Below are 15,043 nucleotides of genomic sequence, written 5' to 3'. Positions count from 1 at the left end.
GCGCAGCGGCACCCGCACCCGCACCGCGGACCCCCGCACCGTCACGCCGAGTCGTCGTCCCCCGCCGTCGCAGACCCGTCATGCCACCGCGGATCCGTCTCCCACTCCAGATTCCGCTCCCGCGCCGTCTCCATCGCCTGCTCCGCCTCCCCGCGCGTCGCATACGGGCCGAAGCGGTCCTTCGCCGGGCACTCCGGGCCCTCTTCGACCTTCTTGTGCTCCAGGCAGTAGTACCACTCGCCCGGTTTTCCGACCGTGCGCTTCTTGAACAGGGCCATCGTCGGCTCCTTCCTCTCCCGCCATGCTGCCCCACCCCCGCTGGTTAGACTCGCTGACATGTCTGGCCAGTCGCTGCTCGTACCAGGGGAGCTCTCTCCCATCCGATCCGTCCCCGGAAACATCCGGCGCCCCGAGTACGTCGGGAAGCCCGCGCCGACGCCGTACACCGGGCCGGAGGTCCAGGACTCCGACACCGTCGAGCGCATGCGCATCGCCGGTCGCATCGCCGCGCAGGCGATGGAGGAGGCCGCCAAGCACATCTCGCCCGGCGTGACCACGGACGAACTGGACCGGGTCGCGCACGAGTTCATGTGCGACCACGGCGCGTACCCCTCCACGCTCGGCTATCGCGGCTTCCCCAAGTCCCTGTGCTCCTCGATCAACGAGGTCATCTGTCACGGGATTCCGGACTCGACCGTCCTGCGCGACGGCGACATCGTAAACCTCGACGTCACCGCGTACATCAACGGCGTGCACGGCGACAACAACGCCACCTACCTCTGCGGCGACGTCGACGAGGAGTCGCGCCTGCTCGTCGAGCGGACCCGGGAGTCCCTCAACCGCGCCATCAAGGCGGTCAGGCCGGGACGCCAGGTCAATGTCATCGGGCGGGTCATCGAGTCGTACGCCAAGCGCTTCGGCTACGGCGTGGTCCGCGACTTCACCGGTCACGGAATCAACTCGTCGTTCCACTCCGGGCTGATCATCCCGCACTACGACGCGGCGCACGCGACCACCGTCATCCAGCCGGGCATGACCTTCACCATCGAGCCGATGCTCACGCTGGGCACGCACGAGTACGACATGTGGGACGACGGCTGGACCGTGGTGACCAAGGACCGGAAGCGGACGGCGCAGTTCGAGGACACGCTGGTGGTGACCGAAAACGGGGCCGAAATTCTGACGTTGCCCTGATCGCTTCGAGGAGTAGGGTTTTTACCGACAGGACGTCGGGAACACATCGACTTAGGTAAGCCTAAGTAGGAAGACCGGTCGCGGCAAGCCCCAGCGCCGCCATCGCTTCCTTTCCCGTCACCATCGGCCCCTGGAGGCCCGCCTTGGACGCCACCACCACGTCCGGTACGCCCTTCTCGACGGTCATCCGTGTCGCCTCGCACGAGCAGCACACCGAGGCGGAGACCTCGACCTTCATGAGCGACTTGCTCGGCGGCCGGCTGGGCGTGAAGGCGTACGCCCGCTACACCGAGCAGCTGTGGTTCGTGTACCGGGCGCTGGAGGACGGCGCCGAGTCACTCAGGGACGATCCGGTCGCGGGGCCCTTCATCCGGCCGGAGCTGATGCGTACGGCCGAGCTGGAGCGCGATCTGGCGCATCTGAGGGGCGCGGACTGGCGCGCGGAGCTCACGCCGCTGCCCGCCACCGTCGCGTACGCCCAGCGGGTCGCGCAGTGTGCGCGCGACTGGCCCGCGGGCTATGTCGCGCACCACTACACCCGCTACCTCGGCGATCTCTCCGGCGGCCAGATCATCCGCGACAAGGCGGAGAAGACCTGGGGCTTCGCCCGCAAGGGCGACGGCGTGCGGTTCTACGTCTTCGAGCAGATCCCCAACCCGGCGGCGTTCAAGCGGGGTTACCGCGAGCTGCTGGACGCGGTGAACGCGGACGATCTGGAGAAGCAGCGGATCGTGGCCGAGTGCAAGCGGGCGTTCGACTACAACGGCGCGGTGTTCCGGGAGCTCGGAGCGGAGTTCCCGCTCAGCGCATAGCGGGAACGGGGGCCGCGAGGCGTACGCGGCCACCGATCTCGATCGTGCCGTCGGGGCCGGGGGCGGTCAGGATCTGCGAACCCCGGCCCTGCGTGATGTTCAGCGCCCGCCCCAGCCGGTCGGTGAGCAGCAGCGCGGCGGCGCCGGTCGCCTCGTCCTCGTCGATACCGTCACCCCGCCCCGGAAAGGCCCGCGCCCGGACCCGGCCGGCGGCCTCGTCCTCCCACGCCCACGCGTACAACCACTCGCCCGCCGGCGGCACCTCCAGCGCCTCGACCTCGGCGGCCGAGGCGTACTGCCGGAGCGTGCGCGGCGGCGCCCACTCGGCGCGCGCCGTGATCCAGGTGAACTCCCCGTCCTGACTGACCCACACCTCGCCCGCGGGTGGGTTCACCACCTCCAGATCGAGCAGCCAGGCGGCACCGACGAGGGGATGCCCGGCGAAGGGGAGCCGGAGGCCGGGGGTGTAGATGTCGACGACGCCTCGCTCGGGGTCGTCGACGAACACGGTCTCGCTGAAGCCCAGCTCGGCGGCGAGGGTCTGCCGCGACGCCCGGTCGGGAAAGGCGCGGGGGTCGCGGACGACGCCGAGGGTGTTGCCGTGGCGGCCGTCGGCGCCGCAGAAGACCTGAAGTACGTCGAGCACGTCGCGTTGGTTCACCCCGCCATTGAAGCAAGTCACTTCAAGCCAGTGACGGCCAAATGCGCGAACGCGGCGATCCACGGCCTGGTTAATAAGGTAAGGCTAACCTAAACTGACGATGACTCGGGCTGAAAGACCTCCCTTCACATCAAGACCCACTGGACAGCACGGCACCCCATGGCAGACTGCGGCCGACCGCTGTTAGACAATGAACAAGAGGAAGGTGCATCGGTGCGCACAACTCGCCTTGCGGGCACGGTGATTGCCGTGCTCGCTCTCGCCCTGACGGCCGGTGGATGCGGCAGTACGGACGACGCCGGACCGGCCACGAAGGAGAAGCCGGCCGGGGCCCGGGCCGCCGCCGCGCCGGACCGGGTCGAGCCACTGGCCGCGGCACCGAAGCCACAGATGCCGGTCACTGTGACATCGGCGGACGGGAAAAAGGTCACTGTCGCATCGACCGAGCGGATCGTGCCGCTGACACCGGCGCTGAGCGAGACCGTCTTCACCCTCGGCTTCGGAAAGCAGGTCGTCGCCCGCGACAACGCGACGAGCTTCGAACAGGCCGAGAAACTCCCCGTGGTGACACGCGCTCACAACGTCTCGGCGGAGAGCGTGCTCTCGCTGAAGCCGACCGTCGTCCTGGCCGAGACCCTGACCGGCCCGGCCGAGGCCATCGGCCAGATACGCGACGCGGGCGTCCCGGTCGTGCTGGTCAGGCCGGGCAAGAGCCTGGCCGACGTGGCGCCGCGGATCGACGCGGTCGCGGCGGCGCTGGGCGTCAAGTCGGCGGGCGACGAGCTCAAGACGCGCACGCAGACCCGTATCGACGCGGTCCAGAAGAAGCTTCCGCAGCCGAAGGAAGGCAAGAAGCCGAGGGTCGCGTTCCTGTACCTGCGGGGCTCGGCGTCGGTCTACCTGATCGGCGGCGGCGAATCGGGGGCGACGTCGCTGCTGGAGGCGGCGGGCGCGGTGGACGCCGGCAAGGAGTCCGGCCTGACGAAGGACTTCACGCCGATCACCAGCGAGGCGCTGGCCAAGGCCGCGCCCGACGCGCTTCTGGTGATGACGGACGGGCTGGAGTCGGTGGGCGGCGTGGACGGGCTGCTCAAGATTCCGGGCGTGGCGCAGACGCCGGCGGGCATGGACCGCAGGGTCGTCTCGGTCGACGACGGGGTGATCCTGAACTACGGGCCGCGGACGGATCAGGTGCTCCGGACGCTGGTCGACCAGCTTTACGCGAACGGAAGCTGAGGATGTCGTCGACGTCTGCGGAGGAGGCCCGGGCGGTGCCTGGGCCTCCGGCCTCCGAGCCGGGGGCTCCCGCCGCGCCGGGTGACACGGAGCCCAATTCGCCTGCGCCGAACGGGACTTCGCGTACCGGTGAGGCCGCTCAGCCGGGCGCGCCCGCGCCACGCGACGCCGAGCCCGGCGCTCCCGCCGCGCCGGGTAGCCCGGGGGCCAACCCGCCTGTGGTGAACGGGACTTCCGAGGCCGGAGCCGAAGCCGCGCCGGCGTCCGCGCCTGGAGCGGGCCTGTCCCCCACCCCGCCCCTCCCCGTAACCAGGGGCTCCGCCCCCGGACCCCCGCGCCTCAAACGCCGGCGGGGCTGGATTTCGGGGCTCCGCCCCAGACCCCGCTCCTCAAACGCCGGAGGGGCTGATTGTTCCGCCGGACCGGCCGGAAAGTCCGTCCCACGCAGGACATACCTCCTCACCGGGTCCCTCGTACTCTCCCTCCTCGTCCTCTCCCTTCTCTCCGCCGGGCTCGGCGCCTACGACATCCCCCTCAGCGACGTCGTCTCCTCCCTCCAGCACCGCGTCGGGCTCGGCGGGCACGCCCTCGATCGTGTCGGCGAGAGCGTCCTGTGGAATGTCCGGCTGCCGCGCGTCGTGCTCGCGCTGCTCGTCGGGGCCTCCCTCGGGTGTGCCGGGGCCCTGATGCAGGGCGTCTTCGGCAATCCCCTCGCCGAGCCCGCCATCATCGGGATCGCCTCCGGCGCGGCCGTCGGCGCCGTCGGGGCCGTTGCGCTCGGGCTGAGTTTTCTCGGGAACTGGACCGTGACCGCCTGCGCGTTCGTCGCCGGTCTTGTGACCGTCCTCGTCGTGTACTCCCTGTCCCGTTCGGGCGGCAGGACCGAGGTCGTCACGCTCATCCTCACCGGCATCGCCGTGAACGCCTTCGCCGGTGCCCTCATCGGGATCTTCATCTTCTTCGCGGACAACGCCCAGATCACCCAGATCACCTTCTGGCAGCTCGGCTCGCTCTCGCAGTCGACCTGGCCGAGGGTGCTCGCCGTACTGCCGTGCGCCGTCGCCGGGCTCGCCGTCGCGCCGTTCTACGCACGCAAACTGGACCTTCTCGCCCTCGGCGAACGGCCCGCCCGGCATCTCGGTGTCGACGTCGAGCGACTCCGTATCGCCCTCGTGCTCGTCGTCGCGCTACTCACCGCCGCCGCCGTCGCCGTGGCGGGGATCATCACCTTCGTCGGCCTGCTCGTGCCGCATCTGCTGCGGATGGCGCACGGCTCCGGTCACCGATATCTCATTCCGGGCAGCGCTCTCGGCGGTGCGCTGATGCTGGTCGCCGGCGACCTCGCCGCGCGGACCGTCGCCGAGCCCGCGGAGCTTCCGCTCGGGGTGCTCACCGCGCTGTTCGGCAGCCCGTTCTTCTTCCTGCTGCTGCGCAGGACCCGCCGTAAGCAGGGGGGTTGGGCATGAGGGCCTTGAAGCGTCTCTTCGCCGCACACAGGCGCGAGCTGCCCGCTCCCCCCACCCCGGGCAGCCCGCTCGTCGAGGCGCGCGGTCTCCATGTGCGGCTCGGGCAGCGCGAGGTGCTCGGCGGTGTCGATCTCGCCGCCCACCCCGGCGAGGTGCTCGCGCTGGTGGGGCCCAACGGCGCCGGGAAGTCGACGATGCTCGCCGCCCTCGCCGCGGATCTGCCCGCGGCGCGGGGCGAGCTGCGGATCGCGGGCCGCCCGGCCGCCGAGCTGTCGGCACCCGAACTCGCCCTGCGCCGCGCCGTGTTGCCCCAGTCGGCCACCCTGTCCTTCCCCTTCCCGGTGGAGGACGTCGTACGGATGGGACGCGCGCCCTGGGCCGGTACCGCCCTGGAGGAGCAGGACGACGCGGCCGTCGCCGAGGCGATGGCCGCCACCGAGGTGGCGGACTTCGCGGCGCGGCCGTTCTCCGCGCTGTCCGGCGGCGAGCGCGCCCGCGTGGCTCTCGCCCGCGTACTCGCCCAGCGGGCCCCCCTGTTGCTGCTCGACGAGCCGACCGCCGCGCTCGATCTGCGCCATCAGGAGCTGGTGCTCCGCGTCTGCCGGGAGCGCGCCGCGGCCGGGGACGCGGTCGTCGTGGTGCTGCACGATCTCGGGCTGGCCGCCGCGTACGCGCACCGGGTCGCCGTGCTGCACGCCGGACGGATCGCGGCCGAGGGTCCGCCCGCGACGGTTCTGGACGACGCGATGCTGAGCCGGGTCTACCGGCAGCCGGTCGAGGTGCTCGCGCATCCGCGGACCGGTGCGCCGCTGGTCGTCCCGAGGAGAGGGGTGTGACATTCGCTTGACCATGTCGTGACGGTGCCGTGTCCGTACCCCGCATGTGAGAGCTACATCACTGGACGGGTGGGTATCGGTGAGGTAAGCCTCGGTTAAGTTAGGTCCGCCTCACCCTCGTACCCCCGTACTCGTCCTCTGTGGAGCCCGTATGCGACCCGTCCGTCTCTCCGTCGTCACCGCCGCCGCGACCGTGGCGGCTTTGACCGCCGTCACGGGATGCTCCGAGAAGAGCGACGCCAAGGGTTCCGACGGCGCCGTGTCGGTCACCGCGAAGGACGACTCCTGCGAGGTGTCGAAGAAGGAGTTCCCGGCCGGCCATGTCGAGCTGGCCATCGAGAACAAGGGCAGCAAGGTCACCGAGGTCTACCTCCTCTTCCCCGACGACCGCATCGTCTCCGAGCGCGAGAACATCGGCCCCGGCACCAAGCAGAAGCTCACCGCCGAGGTGAAGGCGGGCGACTACGAGATCGCCTGCAAGCCCGGCATGAAGGGCGACGGCATCCGCCAGAAGGTCACCGTCACCGGTGGCAAGGCCGCCAAGCGCAGCCCCGAGATGGACAAGGCCGTCGCCGATTACCGCACCTACGTGCAGGCCCAGGCCGACGAGACCCTGCCCAAGGTCAAGGTCTTCACGGACGCCGTGCAGGCGGGCGACATCGAGGCCGCGAAGAAGGCGTACGCCGACTCCCGCATCGGCTGGGAGCGCACCGAGCCGGTCGCCGAGTCCTTCGGTGACATCGACCCGAAGGTCGACCTTCGTGAGGACGGCCTGGAGAAGGGCCAGAAGTGGACCGGCTGGCACACGCTGGAGAAGGCGCTGTGGCAGGACAAGAAGATCGGCCCCGCCGAGAAGACCCTCGCCACCACCCTCATCACCGACCTGACCGCCTGGCAGAAGCGGGTCGGCAAGGCGGAGATCACGCCGACCTCCATGGCCAACGGCGCCAAGGAGCTGCTCGACGAGGTCGCCACCGGCAAGGTCACCGGTGAGGAGGAGCGCTACAGCCACACCGACCTGGTGGACTTCAAGGCGAACGTCGAGGGCGCGCAGAAGTCGTACGAGCTGCTCAAGCCGGTCGCGTCGAAGAACGACCCGAAGCTCGTCGCCGAACTGGACAAGCAGTTCGCCGCGCTGAACACGCTGCTCGACAAGTACCGCAAGAGCCCGGCCTCGTACGAGTTCACCTCGTACGACAAGGTCGGCAAGGCGGAGCGCAAGGAACTGTCGGACGGCGTCAACGCGCTGGCCGAGCCCCTGTCCAAGCTCGCCGCCGCCGTCGTGAAGTAAGGGGGGACCACAAGATGTCCGAAGAGACCACCAACAGCCAGGCCCCGAGCCGTCGTTCGCTGATCGGCTGGGGCGGTGCGGGGCTCGCGCTCGGCGCCGCCGCGGCAGGCGGCGCCGCTGTCGCCATGACCCGCCAGGACACGGCCGTGCCCGCCGCCGAGAGCGGCGCGGCGGTGCCCTTCCACGGCGCGCACCAGGCGGGTATCGCGACCGCCGTCCAGGACCGGCTGCACTTCGCGGCCTTCGACGTGAAGACGAAGGACCGCGGCGAGCTGGTCCAGATGCTCAAGGACTGGACCCGGGCGGCGGAGCGGATGACGGCAGGACAGGCCGTCGGCGAGGGCGCGTTCGGCGGCCTCGACGAGGCGCCGCCGGACGACACCGGCGAGGCTCTTGGTCTCAAGCCGTCCCGCCTCACCCTCACCATCGGCTTCGGCCCGTCCCTGTTCGCCAAGGGCCGCTTCGGCCTTGAGGGCAAGCGCCCGGCGGCCCTGGTGGAGCTGCCGGCGTTCCCGGGCGACAACCTGGACGCGGCGCGCAGCGACGGCGACATCTGTGTGCAGGCCTGCGCGGACGACCCGCAGGTCGCCGTGCACGCGATCCGCAACCTCGCCCGGATCGGCTTCGGCAAGGTCGCCGTCCGCTGGTCGCAGCTGGGCTTCGGCAAGACCTCGTCCACGACGCCCGAGGCACAGACCCCGCGCAACATGATGGGCTTCAAGGACGGCACCCGGAACATCGCCGGTACGGACGAGGCAGCGCTCGACAAGCACGTCTGGGTCTCCGAGAAGGAGGGCTCGGGCTGGCTGACGGGCGGCTCGTATCTCGTCGCGCGCCGGATCCGGATGAACATCGAGACCTGGGACCGTACGCCGCTGAAGGAGCAGGAAGACATCTTCGGCCGGGACAAGGGCGAGGGCGCGCCGGTCGGCAAGGCCAAGGAGCGCGACGAGCCGTTCCTGAAGGCGATGCTGCCGACCGCGCATGTGCGGCTCGCGCACCCGGACACCAACGGCGGCGCGAGGATCCTGCGCCGCGGTTACTCCTTCACCGACGGTACGGACGGTCTGGGCCGCCTGGACGCCGGGCTGTTTTTCCTCGCCTACCAGCGCGACGTCCACAAGGGCTTCATCCCCGTGCAGCGCAGTCTCGCGGGGAGCGACGTCCTCAACGAGTACATCCAGCACGTGGGTTCGGCGCTGTTCGCCGTCCCGCCGGGCGTCCGCGACAAGGACGACTGGTGGGGCCGGGCGCTGTTCTCCTGACCTGAAGGGACCCGACGTGTTCGGCAACTATCTGATCGGCCTGCGCGAGGGCCTGGAGGCCAGTCTGGTCGTCTGCATCCTGATCGCGTATCTGGTGAAGACGGGGCGCCGTGATGCGCTCCGTCCGATCTGGATGGGCATCGGGGTCGCGATCGCGCTCTCGCTCGGCTTCGGCTTCGCGCTCGAATACGGCTCGCAGGAGCTGACGTTCGAGGCCCAGGAGCTGCTCGGCGGCTCGCTGTCGATCGTCGCGGTGTGCCTGGTGACCTGGATGGTCTTCTGGATGCGGCGCACCGCGCGGCATCTGAAGGCCGAGCTGCACGGCAAGCTGGACGCCGCGCTGCAGATGGGCACGGCCGCGCTGGTCGCCACCGCGTTCCTCGCGGTGGGCCGCGAGGGCCTGGAGACGGCGCTGTTCGTCTGGGCTTCGGTCAGGGCTGCCACCGACGGGGAGGGTACGCAGGCGCCGCTGGTAGGCGTGCTGCTCGGCATCGCCACCGCGGTCGTGCTGGGCTGGCTGTTCTACCGGGGCGCGCTGCGGATCAATCTCGCCAAGTTCTTCACCTGGACCGGCGGCATGCTGGTGGTCGTGGCTGCCGGTGTTCTCGCGTACGGCGTCCACGACCTGCAGGAGGCCCGCTTCCTGGGCGGTCTGGCGGACAAGGCCTTCAACATCACGACGACGATCCCGCCGGACAGTTGGTACGGCACGCTGCTGAAGGGCGTGTTCAACTTCCAGCCGGACCCGACCGTGCTCCAGGTCACGGTGTGGGTGCTCTATCTGATCCCGACGCTCGGCCTGTTCCTGGCCCCGGTAGGGTTCGGACGGTCAGTGGGGGTCAAGGAGCAGAAGGCAACCGATGAGAAGGCCGATTCGGGTGGGAAGGCTGCGTCTGGCGGCGACGGGGCTGACGGCGATGACGGTGCTGTCCCTGACGGCGACCGGGTGCGTGACGGTGCACGGGGAGCGGGAAGTCGTACCGTCGGCGACGAAGGCTGAGGCCGCGCAGGCGCTCGAGGACTTCGCCGACGCCTACAACAAGGCCGACAAAGCCTATGACCCCGTTCTGGACGCCGAGCATGTCACCGGTGCGCTCGGCGCGATAAACCAGGCCGGTCTCAAGGCACGCAGCGTCAACTACCCCGACGGCAACCCCCAGCATGTGCCGCTGGAGCTGACCGACGCGAAGTTCACCATCCCGAAGAAGGCCGGCTGGCCGCGCTTCTTCCTCGCCGACGTCGACTCCAACCGCGACCAGGACCAGGGCAGTCAGGACAACCGCTGGGTGCTGGTCTTCCTGCGCGACAGCCCGGACGACCTCTGGCAGGCGGCGTATCTGACGATCCTGCGGCCCAACGCGATTCCGGCCCTGAAGACCGACGAGGACGGCTTCGCCGAGCCGGTCGCCCCGGACGGCGCGGAGCTCGCGGTCGCTCCGCGCGATCTGAGCGAGGAGTACTCCTCGTACATGCAGAACGGGAAGCCGGAGCACTTCAAGGACGGGCCGCACACGTCGGAGTGGCGCGCGGAACGCAAGAAGCAGGAGAACCTGCCGGGGATACGGACGCTGTACATCGACCAGGCGCTGGACTCCGACGACTTCGGGCCGCTCGGCTTCGTCACGCGGGACGGCGGCGCGCTGGTCTTCTTCACCGTACGCAACTACGAGCGGCAGATCGCCGCGAAGGGCGTACAGCTGCAGGTCGTCCCGGATGTGAAGGCACTGCTGACGGGTGAGGTGAAGTCCACGCTCACCAAGGAGCGGATCTCCAGCCAGGCCGTGACGGTTCCGGCGGGCGGCGCGGGCGGCGGCGACGTCGATGTGCTCGGACGCCTGACGGGCCTGACGGCGGCGAAGGGTTCGTAGCCCCGCCTGTAGCCCGTCGCGACCTCCGGCGGCCGAGCTAGCGGCCGAGCGGCCAGGCCACGGCGGACTGGTCCACCGACTCGTTCTCGCCCGCGTACTTCGCGCACGCGTCCGTCAGCGTCTCCAGCAGCGTCAGCGGGTCGGGCAGCGGATGCTCGAGGCCGCGTACCCACTTCATCTCAAGGCCGCCGGGCAGCCGCGCGGGCGGCACGAGCACATAGCTGCCGCGGCAGTGCCAGCGCAGGCCGGGGTGCTCGTCCATCGTCTCGGGATGGCAGTCCAGTTCGCAGGGCCACCACTCGTCCTCGTCCTCGGGGGTGCCGCGGGTGGCGGTGAAGAACAGCATCCGGTCCTCGCCGTCCTCGGCGACCGGGCCGACCTCAATGTTCAGGTCGAGGAGGCGTTCCAGCGCGCTGCGGCCCGCCTCCAGCGGTACGTCGAGCACATCGTGGACCATGCCGGTCGCGGTGATGAAGTTCGCTTCCGGCTGGCCTTTGGCCCAGCGCTCGATCTGGCCGCGGTCGGTCGTGGACTGCGTCTGCCAGGCGAAGGAGACGGGATGCCTGCCCGGTGTGGGGCAGCCGATGCGTTCACAGGAGCAGCGGTAGGAGACGGGGTGCGCGGCGGGAGCGAGCGGCAGTCCAACGGCGGCGGCAGCCAGCAGCAGGGGCACGCGGCGGGAGTCCTCGGTGTCGGTGTTCTTGGGGCGGCGGCGCATCCACTGGGGCAGCCGGCTCCCCCTGGACAGCCTGTTCTCCGTGCCGCGGAAGCGGCCGTTACCGTCGCCCATCTATCCCCTCACACCTCACGCTCGCCCCACGCGGACTCTGCCATGGTCCCACCATCCTGCTCCCCGGGTGGCCACGGTCCCCGACCGGGGTCCCTTCCGGCATATTCCGGGAGGGCTCGAAGCGCATCGCAGGGAGGGAATGAAGCACTGGCGTACGGCGACCAGCAGCTCGCGTACAAGACGATGAATCACCCGATCGGTGCACATCGCAGGGGCCCCACAGGCCTCACCATGGGCGGCAGTTGCCACACCCGACCGCGAGGAGCCCTCATTGCCCCGTGACGCCACACCCCGGCGCTACCTGATGTGCCCACCCGCGCACTTCAAGGTGACCTACTCCATCAACCCATGGATGGATCCGGCGAAGCCGGTCGACCTGCCGCTCGCCCTCGCCCAGTGGGAGGACCTGCGCGACCGCTACCGCTCGCTCGGCCACACCGTCGAGCTGCTGGAGCCGCAGGAGGAACTGCCCGACATGGTCTACGCCGCGAACGGCGCGACCGTGATCGACGGGCGGGTGCTCGGCGCCCGCTTCGCGCACGCAGAGCGCGAGCCCGAAGCCGGCGCGCATCTCGACTGGTTCCGGGCGAATGGTTTCGCCCGGATCCACGAGCCCGTGCACATCAACGAGGGCGAGGGCGACTTCGCCGTCACCGCGTCCTGTCTGCTCGCGGGCCGGGGCTTCCGTTCGAGCCCGCTCTCGCACGCCGAGGCGCAGGAGTTCTTCTGCAGGCCGGTCATCGGGCTCGATCTGGTGGACCCGCGGTACTACCACCTGGACACGGCGCTGTGCGTCCTGGACGACGCGGGCGACGAGATCATGTACTACCCGGACGCGTTCTCGGCGGGGAGCCGTTCGGTGCTGGCCCGCCTCTTCCCGGACGCCCTGATCGCGGACGAGCAGGCCGCGGCGGAGTTCGGTCTGAACGCGGTGAGCGACGGCCGTCATGTGCTGCTGCCGCAGTCGGCGGTGGGACTGTTCGATCCGCTGCGGGACCGGGGGTTCGAGCCGATCGGCATGGACCTGAGCGAGCTGCTGAAGGGCGGCGGCAGCGTGAAGTGCTGTACGCAGGAACTGCGCGGCCAGGAGCTGCCCGGACAGGGCCTGGGGATCTGACGTCTGAGGCTCACTCGTCGTGGGGCGGCCAGGGGTCGCCCCACGACGCGTCCCGCGCCGATTTGTACAGCGGGCCGTGGCGCTTGGCCACCGTGTCGCGGCGCAGCCCCTCCGTGTCCGTGCACAGGTCGAGCAGCACCAGGCCCTTGCGGATCTGGGGTTTGCGGGTGACCCGCGAGAGCGCCGGGTTCGCCGGGAAGCGCACCGCGGCGACATAGCTGAACTTCTCGTCCTCGTACGGGAGTGAGCCGCCCTTGACCTGGCGGTGGAGCGAGGAGCGGCTGACCCTCGCCGCGAAGTGGCACCAGTCCGCGCCCGGCTCGATGGGGCAGGCGGCGCTGTGGGGGCAGGGCGCCGCGACGGTGAGTCCGGCGGCGATCAGGCGGTCGCGGGCCTCGATGACGCGGGCGTAGCCGTCAGGGGTGCCGGGCTCGACGATCACCACGGCCTGGGCGGCGCGGGCCGCCTCGGTGACGACCGCCTCGCGGTCCTTCGCGGTGAGCTCCTTGAGGACGTAAGAGACCGTGACGAGATCAGTGCTCTCTATACGGAGCGCCGCGCTGATCCGCGAGCGCTGCCATTCGGCCGCCCGCAGCGCGGGAACCCCTGAGGCGACGGCCAGTTCACGCCCCAGCGCCAGCGCAGGCTCGGCCCAGTCCAGGACCGTGGTGCGCGGGGCGTCCTCATCCCACGCCTCGGCGACCGCCCAGCTCGCGGCGCCCGTCCCACCGCCGATGTCGGTGTGCGTCGCCGGAGTCCACTCGGGCGCAGCCGCCCGCAGCGCGGCGAGCGCGGACCGTACCGCCTCGAAGGTCGCCGGCATCCGGTACGCGGCGTACGCGGCGACGTCCGAGCGGTCCCGCAGTACCGGGGCGTCGGTCGGGGTGGTCCCCCGGTAGTTGGCGATCAGCCGGTCGACGGCCTGCGCGGCCTGCTTCGGCGGCAGCCCGTCCAGAAGCGCGGCCAGTGTGGTGCGCAGGGCTTCCGCGGTGGGGAGTGTGGCGTTCACCGGGAAATTCTAGACGCGCGCGGCGGAGCCGGTCGCCGCGGCTCGTGCGGCACGGAACCGGGACGATACGGGGACGGAATCGAACTCCTGGGAGCCCGGCGGCAGTTGCTACGCTGACGGCCGTCGCCGCACACGGAACGTGCTGCACCGCTCACGGGGGGACCATGAGACAGCGGGTCGTGCGCCTGGCCCTGGTGGCCGGGGGGACCGTACTGGCCCTGCTGCTCCTGCTGAGTATGTGCGGCACCGGCGAGGGCCGCGAGGGCGGCGACAAGCCCCGCAAGCCGGTCCGGCACAGCGCGGCGCCGCTGACCCGGCTCACCGTTCCCTCCGCGTACGACACCCGGCAGGGCTGGGAGATCACCAACGCCTCGCCCGAGTACGCGATCGCGCGGGACAGCGGCCGCTTCGGCTATCTGGAACGGGTCCAGGACGACAGCTTCCGGCTGCGCACCCTCGACGCCGCCACGGGCAGGCCCGGCTGGACGGGGCCGCCCTGGCATCCGCCCGCTTCGGACGAGCGGTTCCCGCGACTGCTGTCCGTCGCCAAGGACGGCAGCGAGTACTTCGTGACCTGGTCCTTCGGCAAGGCGGGCGAGGACGCGCTGACGCCGGCGGACACCTTTGTCGCGCTGGATGTGTACGACGTGGCCGACGGAGACCGCAGGCGGATCGAGGTCCCCTGGCCCGCCGCGCCGACCGTCTCGGGCACCGGCCCCGGCATCCTCATCAGCGACGGCCGCACCCGGACCGCGGTGGTCGACCCGGTCTCGGGCGAGGTGGCCCGGGTGCCGGAGAGCGCGCTCGGCCACCCCAAGGGCTGTACGGGCTGCCGCCGGCTCACCGAGGTCCGCGCGCTGACCGCGAAGGGCCTGCTGGTGAGCGGGGATCCGGGGTTCTGGGTGCGTGGCGGTTTCTCCAGCCGCGATGTGGCCCCGGCCGGTACCGACCCGGCCTCCGGCGTGCCGACCTCGATCGTCCCCGGCTACGTACTGGCCAAGTGGCAGCCCGCGAAAGGCGGCAAGAACGGCAACGACTCGGCGGCGTACGACATCTGGGCGGTGCACGACGCGGCGACCGGGAAGCCGCTGGTCCAGGCGCGCTGCCACAAGCCCGCGATCGAACCGGGCGAGTATCCGCAGGCCGTGCCCGCGCCCGGCGGGGACTATCTGGTCGCCGGGAACCTGGCCTTCGACCTGGAGCGGCGTACGGCGCACTGCTTCGAGGAGTCGGACGGCTCCAAGCCGCTGACGCTCACGTCGGTGACGGACTCGGGCACGGCGTACGGAGCGACCAGCGCGCTCGGCGCGGCGGACGCGCTGGCCGGCGGAGGGAACCCGATCGAACTCGATCTGGCCACCGCCGTTCCCCGGGCGCTGTCCCCCAACGTCCGGCTGCCCGCCGCGGAGGCCGCGGGCGTCGGGATCTTCAGCTGGACGGACGCGAAGGACCGGCTGCATCTGATCGGGTACCCGCGCAAGGACCAGTAGGCGCAGGT

General features: G+C 70.7%; 15 protein-coding genes. 11 read left to right on the top strand and 4 right to left on the bottom strand.

Going from position 1 to position 15,043, the window contains the following annotated elements:
• Positions 1–41: 41 nt before the first annotated feature.
• Positions 42–278 carry a hypothetical protein gene (locus tag OHA61_RS28310; RefSeq protein WP_266477065.1) on the bottom strand — a complete coding sequence of 79 codons (237 nt, stop codon included), beginning with the start codon at positions 276–278 and terminating at the stop codon, positions 42–44.
• Between the two features lie 58 nt (positions 279–336).
• Between OHA61_RS28310 and map the strand changes: the two genes are divergently transcribed.
• Positions 337–1,194, top strand: a complete 858-nt coding sequence (gene map, locus OHA61_RS28305; protein WP_406305405.1) for a type I methionyl aminopeptidase — start codon at positions 337–339, stop codon at positions 1,192–1,194.
• 143 nt (positions 1,195–1,337) lie between these two features.
• Positions 1,338–2,006 carry a heme oxygenase (biliverdin-producing) gene (locus OHA61_RS28300; protein WP_406305403.1) on the top strand — a complete coding sequence of 223 codons (669 nt, stop codon included), beginning with the start codon at positions 1,338–1,340 and terminating at the stop codon, positions 2,004–2,006.
• On the opposite strand, the gene OHA61_RS28295 is transcribed toward OHA61_RS28300, so the two are convergent.
• On the bottom strand, positions 1,996–2,667 hold the full coding sequence (locus tag OHA61_RS28295) for a PhzF family phenazine biosynthesis protein (RefSeq protein WP_406305402.1): 672 nt from the start codon (positions 2,665–2,667) through the stop codon (positions 1,996–1,998). The two genes, OHA61_RS28300 and OHA61_RS28295, sit on opposite strands and share 11 nt — an antisense overlap.
• A 159-nt stretch (positions 2,668–2,826) precedes the next feature.
• Here OHA61_RS28295 and OHA61_RS28290 point away from each other — a divergent pair, with 159 nt between their 5' ends.
• From OHA61_RS28290 to OHA61_RS28260, 7 genes are all read left to right on the top strand, one after another.
• A complete protein-coding gene (locus tag OHA61_RS28290) occupies positions 2,827–3,903 on the top strand; it encodes a hemin ABC transporter substrate-binding protein (RefSeq protein ID WP_406305401.1) in 1,077 nt (358 codons plus the stop codon).
• A gap of 359 nt (positions 3,904–4,262) precedes the next feature.
• Positions 4,263–5,369, top strand: coding sequence for a FecCD family ABC transporter permease (locus OHA61_RS28285; protein ID WP_406307503.1), 1,107 nt, complete (start codon positions 4,263–4,265; stop codon positions 5,367–5,369).
• Positions 5,366–6,205: a heme ABC transporter ATP-binding protein gene (locus tag OHA61_RS28280; RefSeq protein ID WP_406305400.1), complete on the top strand. Its 840-nt coding sequence runs from the start codon at positions 5,366–5,368 to the stop codon at positions 6,203–6,205. The genes OHA61_RS28285 and OHA61_RS28280 overlap by 4 nt, the downstream gene beginning before the upstream one ends.
• A 151-nt stretch (positions 6,206–6,356) precedes the next feature.
• Positions 6,357–7,496, top strand: coding sequence for an iron uptake system protein EfeO (gene efeO, locus OHA61_RS28275; protein WP_406305399.1), 1,140 nt, complete (start codon positions 6,357–6,359; stop codon positions 7,494–7,496).
• 14 nt (positions 7,497–7,510) lie between these two features.
• On the top strand, positions 7,511–8,761 hold the full coding sequence (efeB, locus tag OHA61_RS28270; RefSeq protein WP_406305398.1) for an iron uptake transporter deferrochelatase/peroxidase subunit: 1,251 nt from the start codon (positions 7,511–7,513) through the stop codon (positions 8,759–8,761).
• A gap of 16 nt (positions 8,762–8,777) precedes the next feature.
• On the top strand, positions 8,778–9,761 hold the full coding sequence (efeU, locus tag OHA61_RS28265; RefSeq protein WP_406305397.1) for an iron uptake transporter permease EfeU: 984 nt from the start codon (positions 8,778–8,780) through the stop codon (positions 9,759–9,761).
• On the top strand, positions 9,679–10,629 hold the full coding sequence (locus OHA61_RS28260) for a hypothetical protein (RefSeq protein WP_406305396.1): 951 nt from the start codon (positions 9,679–9,681) through the stop codon (positions 10,627–10,629). The genes efeU and OHA61_RS28260 overlap by 83 nt, the downstream gene beginning before the upstream one ends.
• 37 nt (positions 10,630–10,666) lie before the next feature.
• Here OHA61_RS28260 and OHA61_RS28255 read toward each other — a convergent pair whose 3' ends face one another.
• Complete coding sequence (locus OHA61_RS28255) at positions 10,667–11,419, bottom strand: bifunctional DNA primase/polymerase (RefSeq protein WP_406305395.1); 753 nt, start codon at positions 11,417–11,419, stop codon at positions 10,667–10,669.
• Positions 11,420–11,690: 271 nt separating this feature from the next.
• On the opposite strand from OHA61_RS28255, the gene ddaH reads away from it, so the two are divergent.
• Positions 11,691–12,536 carry a dimethylargininase gene (ddaH, locus tag OHA61_RS28250; protein ID WP_406305393.1) on the top strand — a complete coding sequence of 282 codons (846 nt, stop codon included), beginning with the start codon at positions 11,691–11,693 and terminating at the stop codon, positions 12,534–12,536.
• Positions 12,537–12,546: 10 nt separating this feature from the next.
• On the opposite strand, the gene OHA61_RS28245 is transcribed toward ddaH, so the two are convergent.
• Positions 12,547–13,545: a small ribosomal subunit Rsm22 family protein gene (locus tag OHA61_RS28245; RefSeq protein ID WP_406305391.1), complete on the bottom strand. Its 999-nt coding sequence runs from the start codon at positions 13,543–13,545 to the stop codon at positions 12,547–12,549.
• A 164-nt stretch (positions 13,546–13,709) separates the two neighbouring features.
• On the opposite strand from OHA61_RS28245, the gene OHA61_RS28240 reads away from it, so the two are divergent.
• The gene (locus tag OHA61_RS28240; RefSeq protein ID WP_406305389.1) at positions 13,710–15,035 is read left to right on the top strand and encodes a hypothetical protein; all 1,326 of its coding nucleotides are present in this window, start codon (positions 13,710–13,712) and stop codon (positions 15,033–15,035) included.
• The last annotated feature ends 8 nt before the right edge of the window (positions 15,036–15,043 follow it).

This window comes from Streptomyces sp. NBC_00885, assembly GCF_045207475.1.
Lineage (GTDB): Bacteria > Actinomycetota > Actinomycetes > Streptomycetales > Streptomycetaceae > Streptomyces.
The sequence above is the reverse complement of the archived record's forward strand: the minus strand, read 5'-3'. Positions and strand labels throughout refer to the sequence as shown.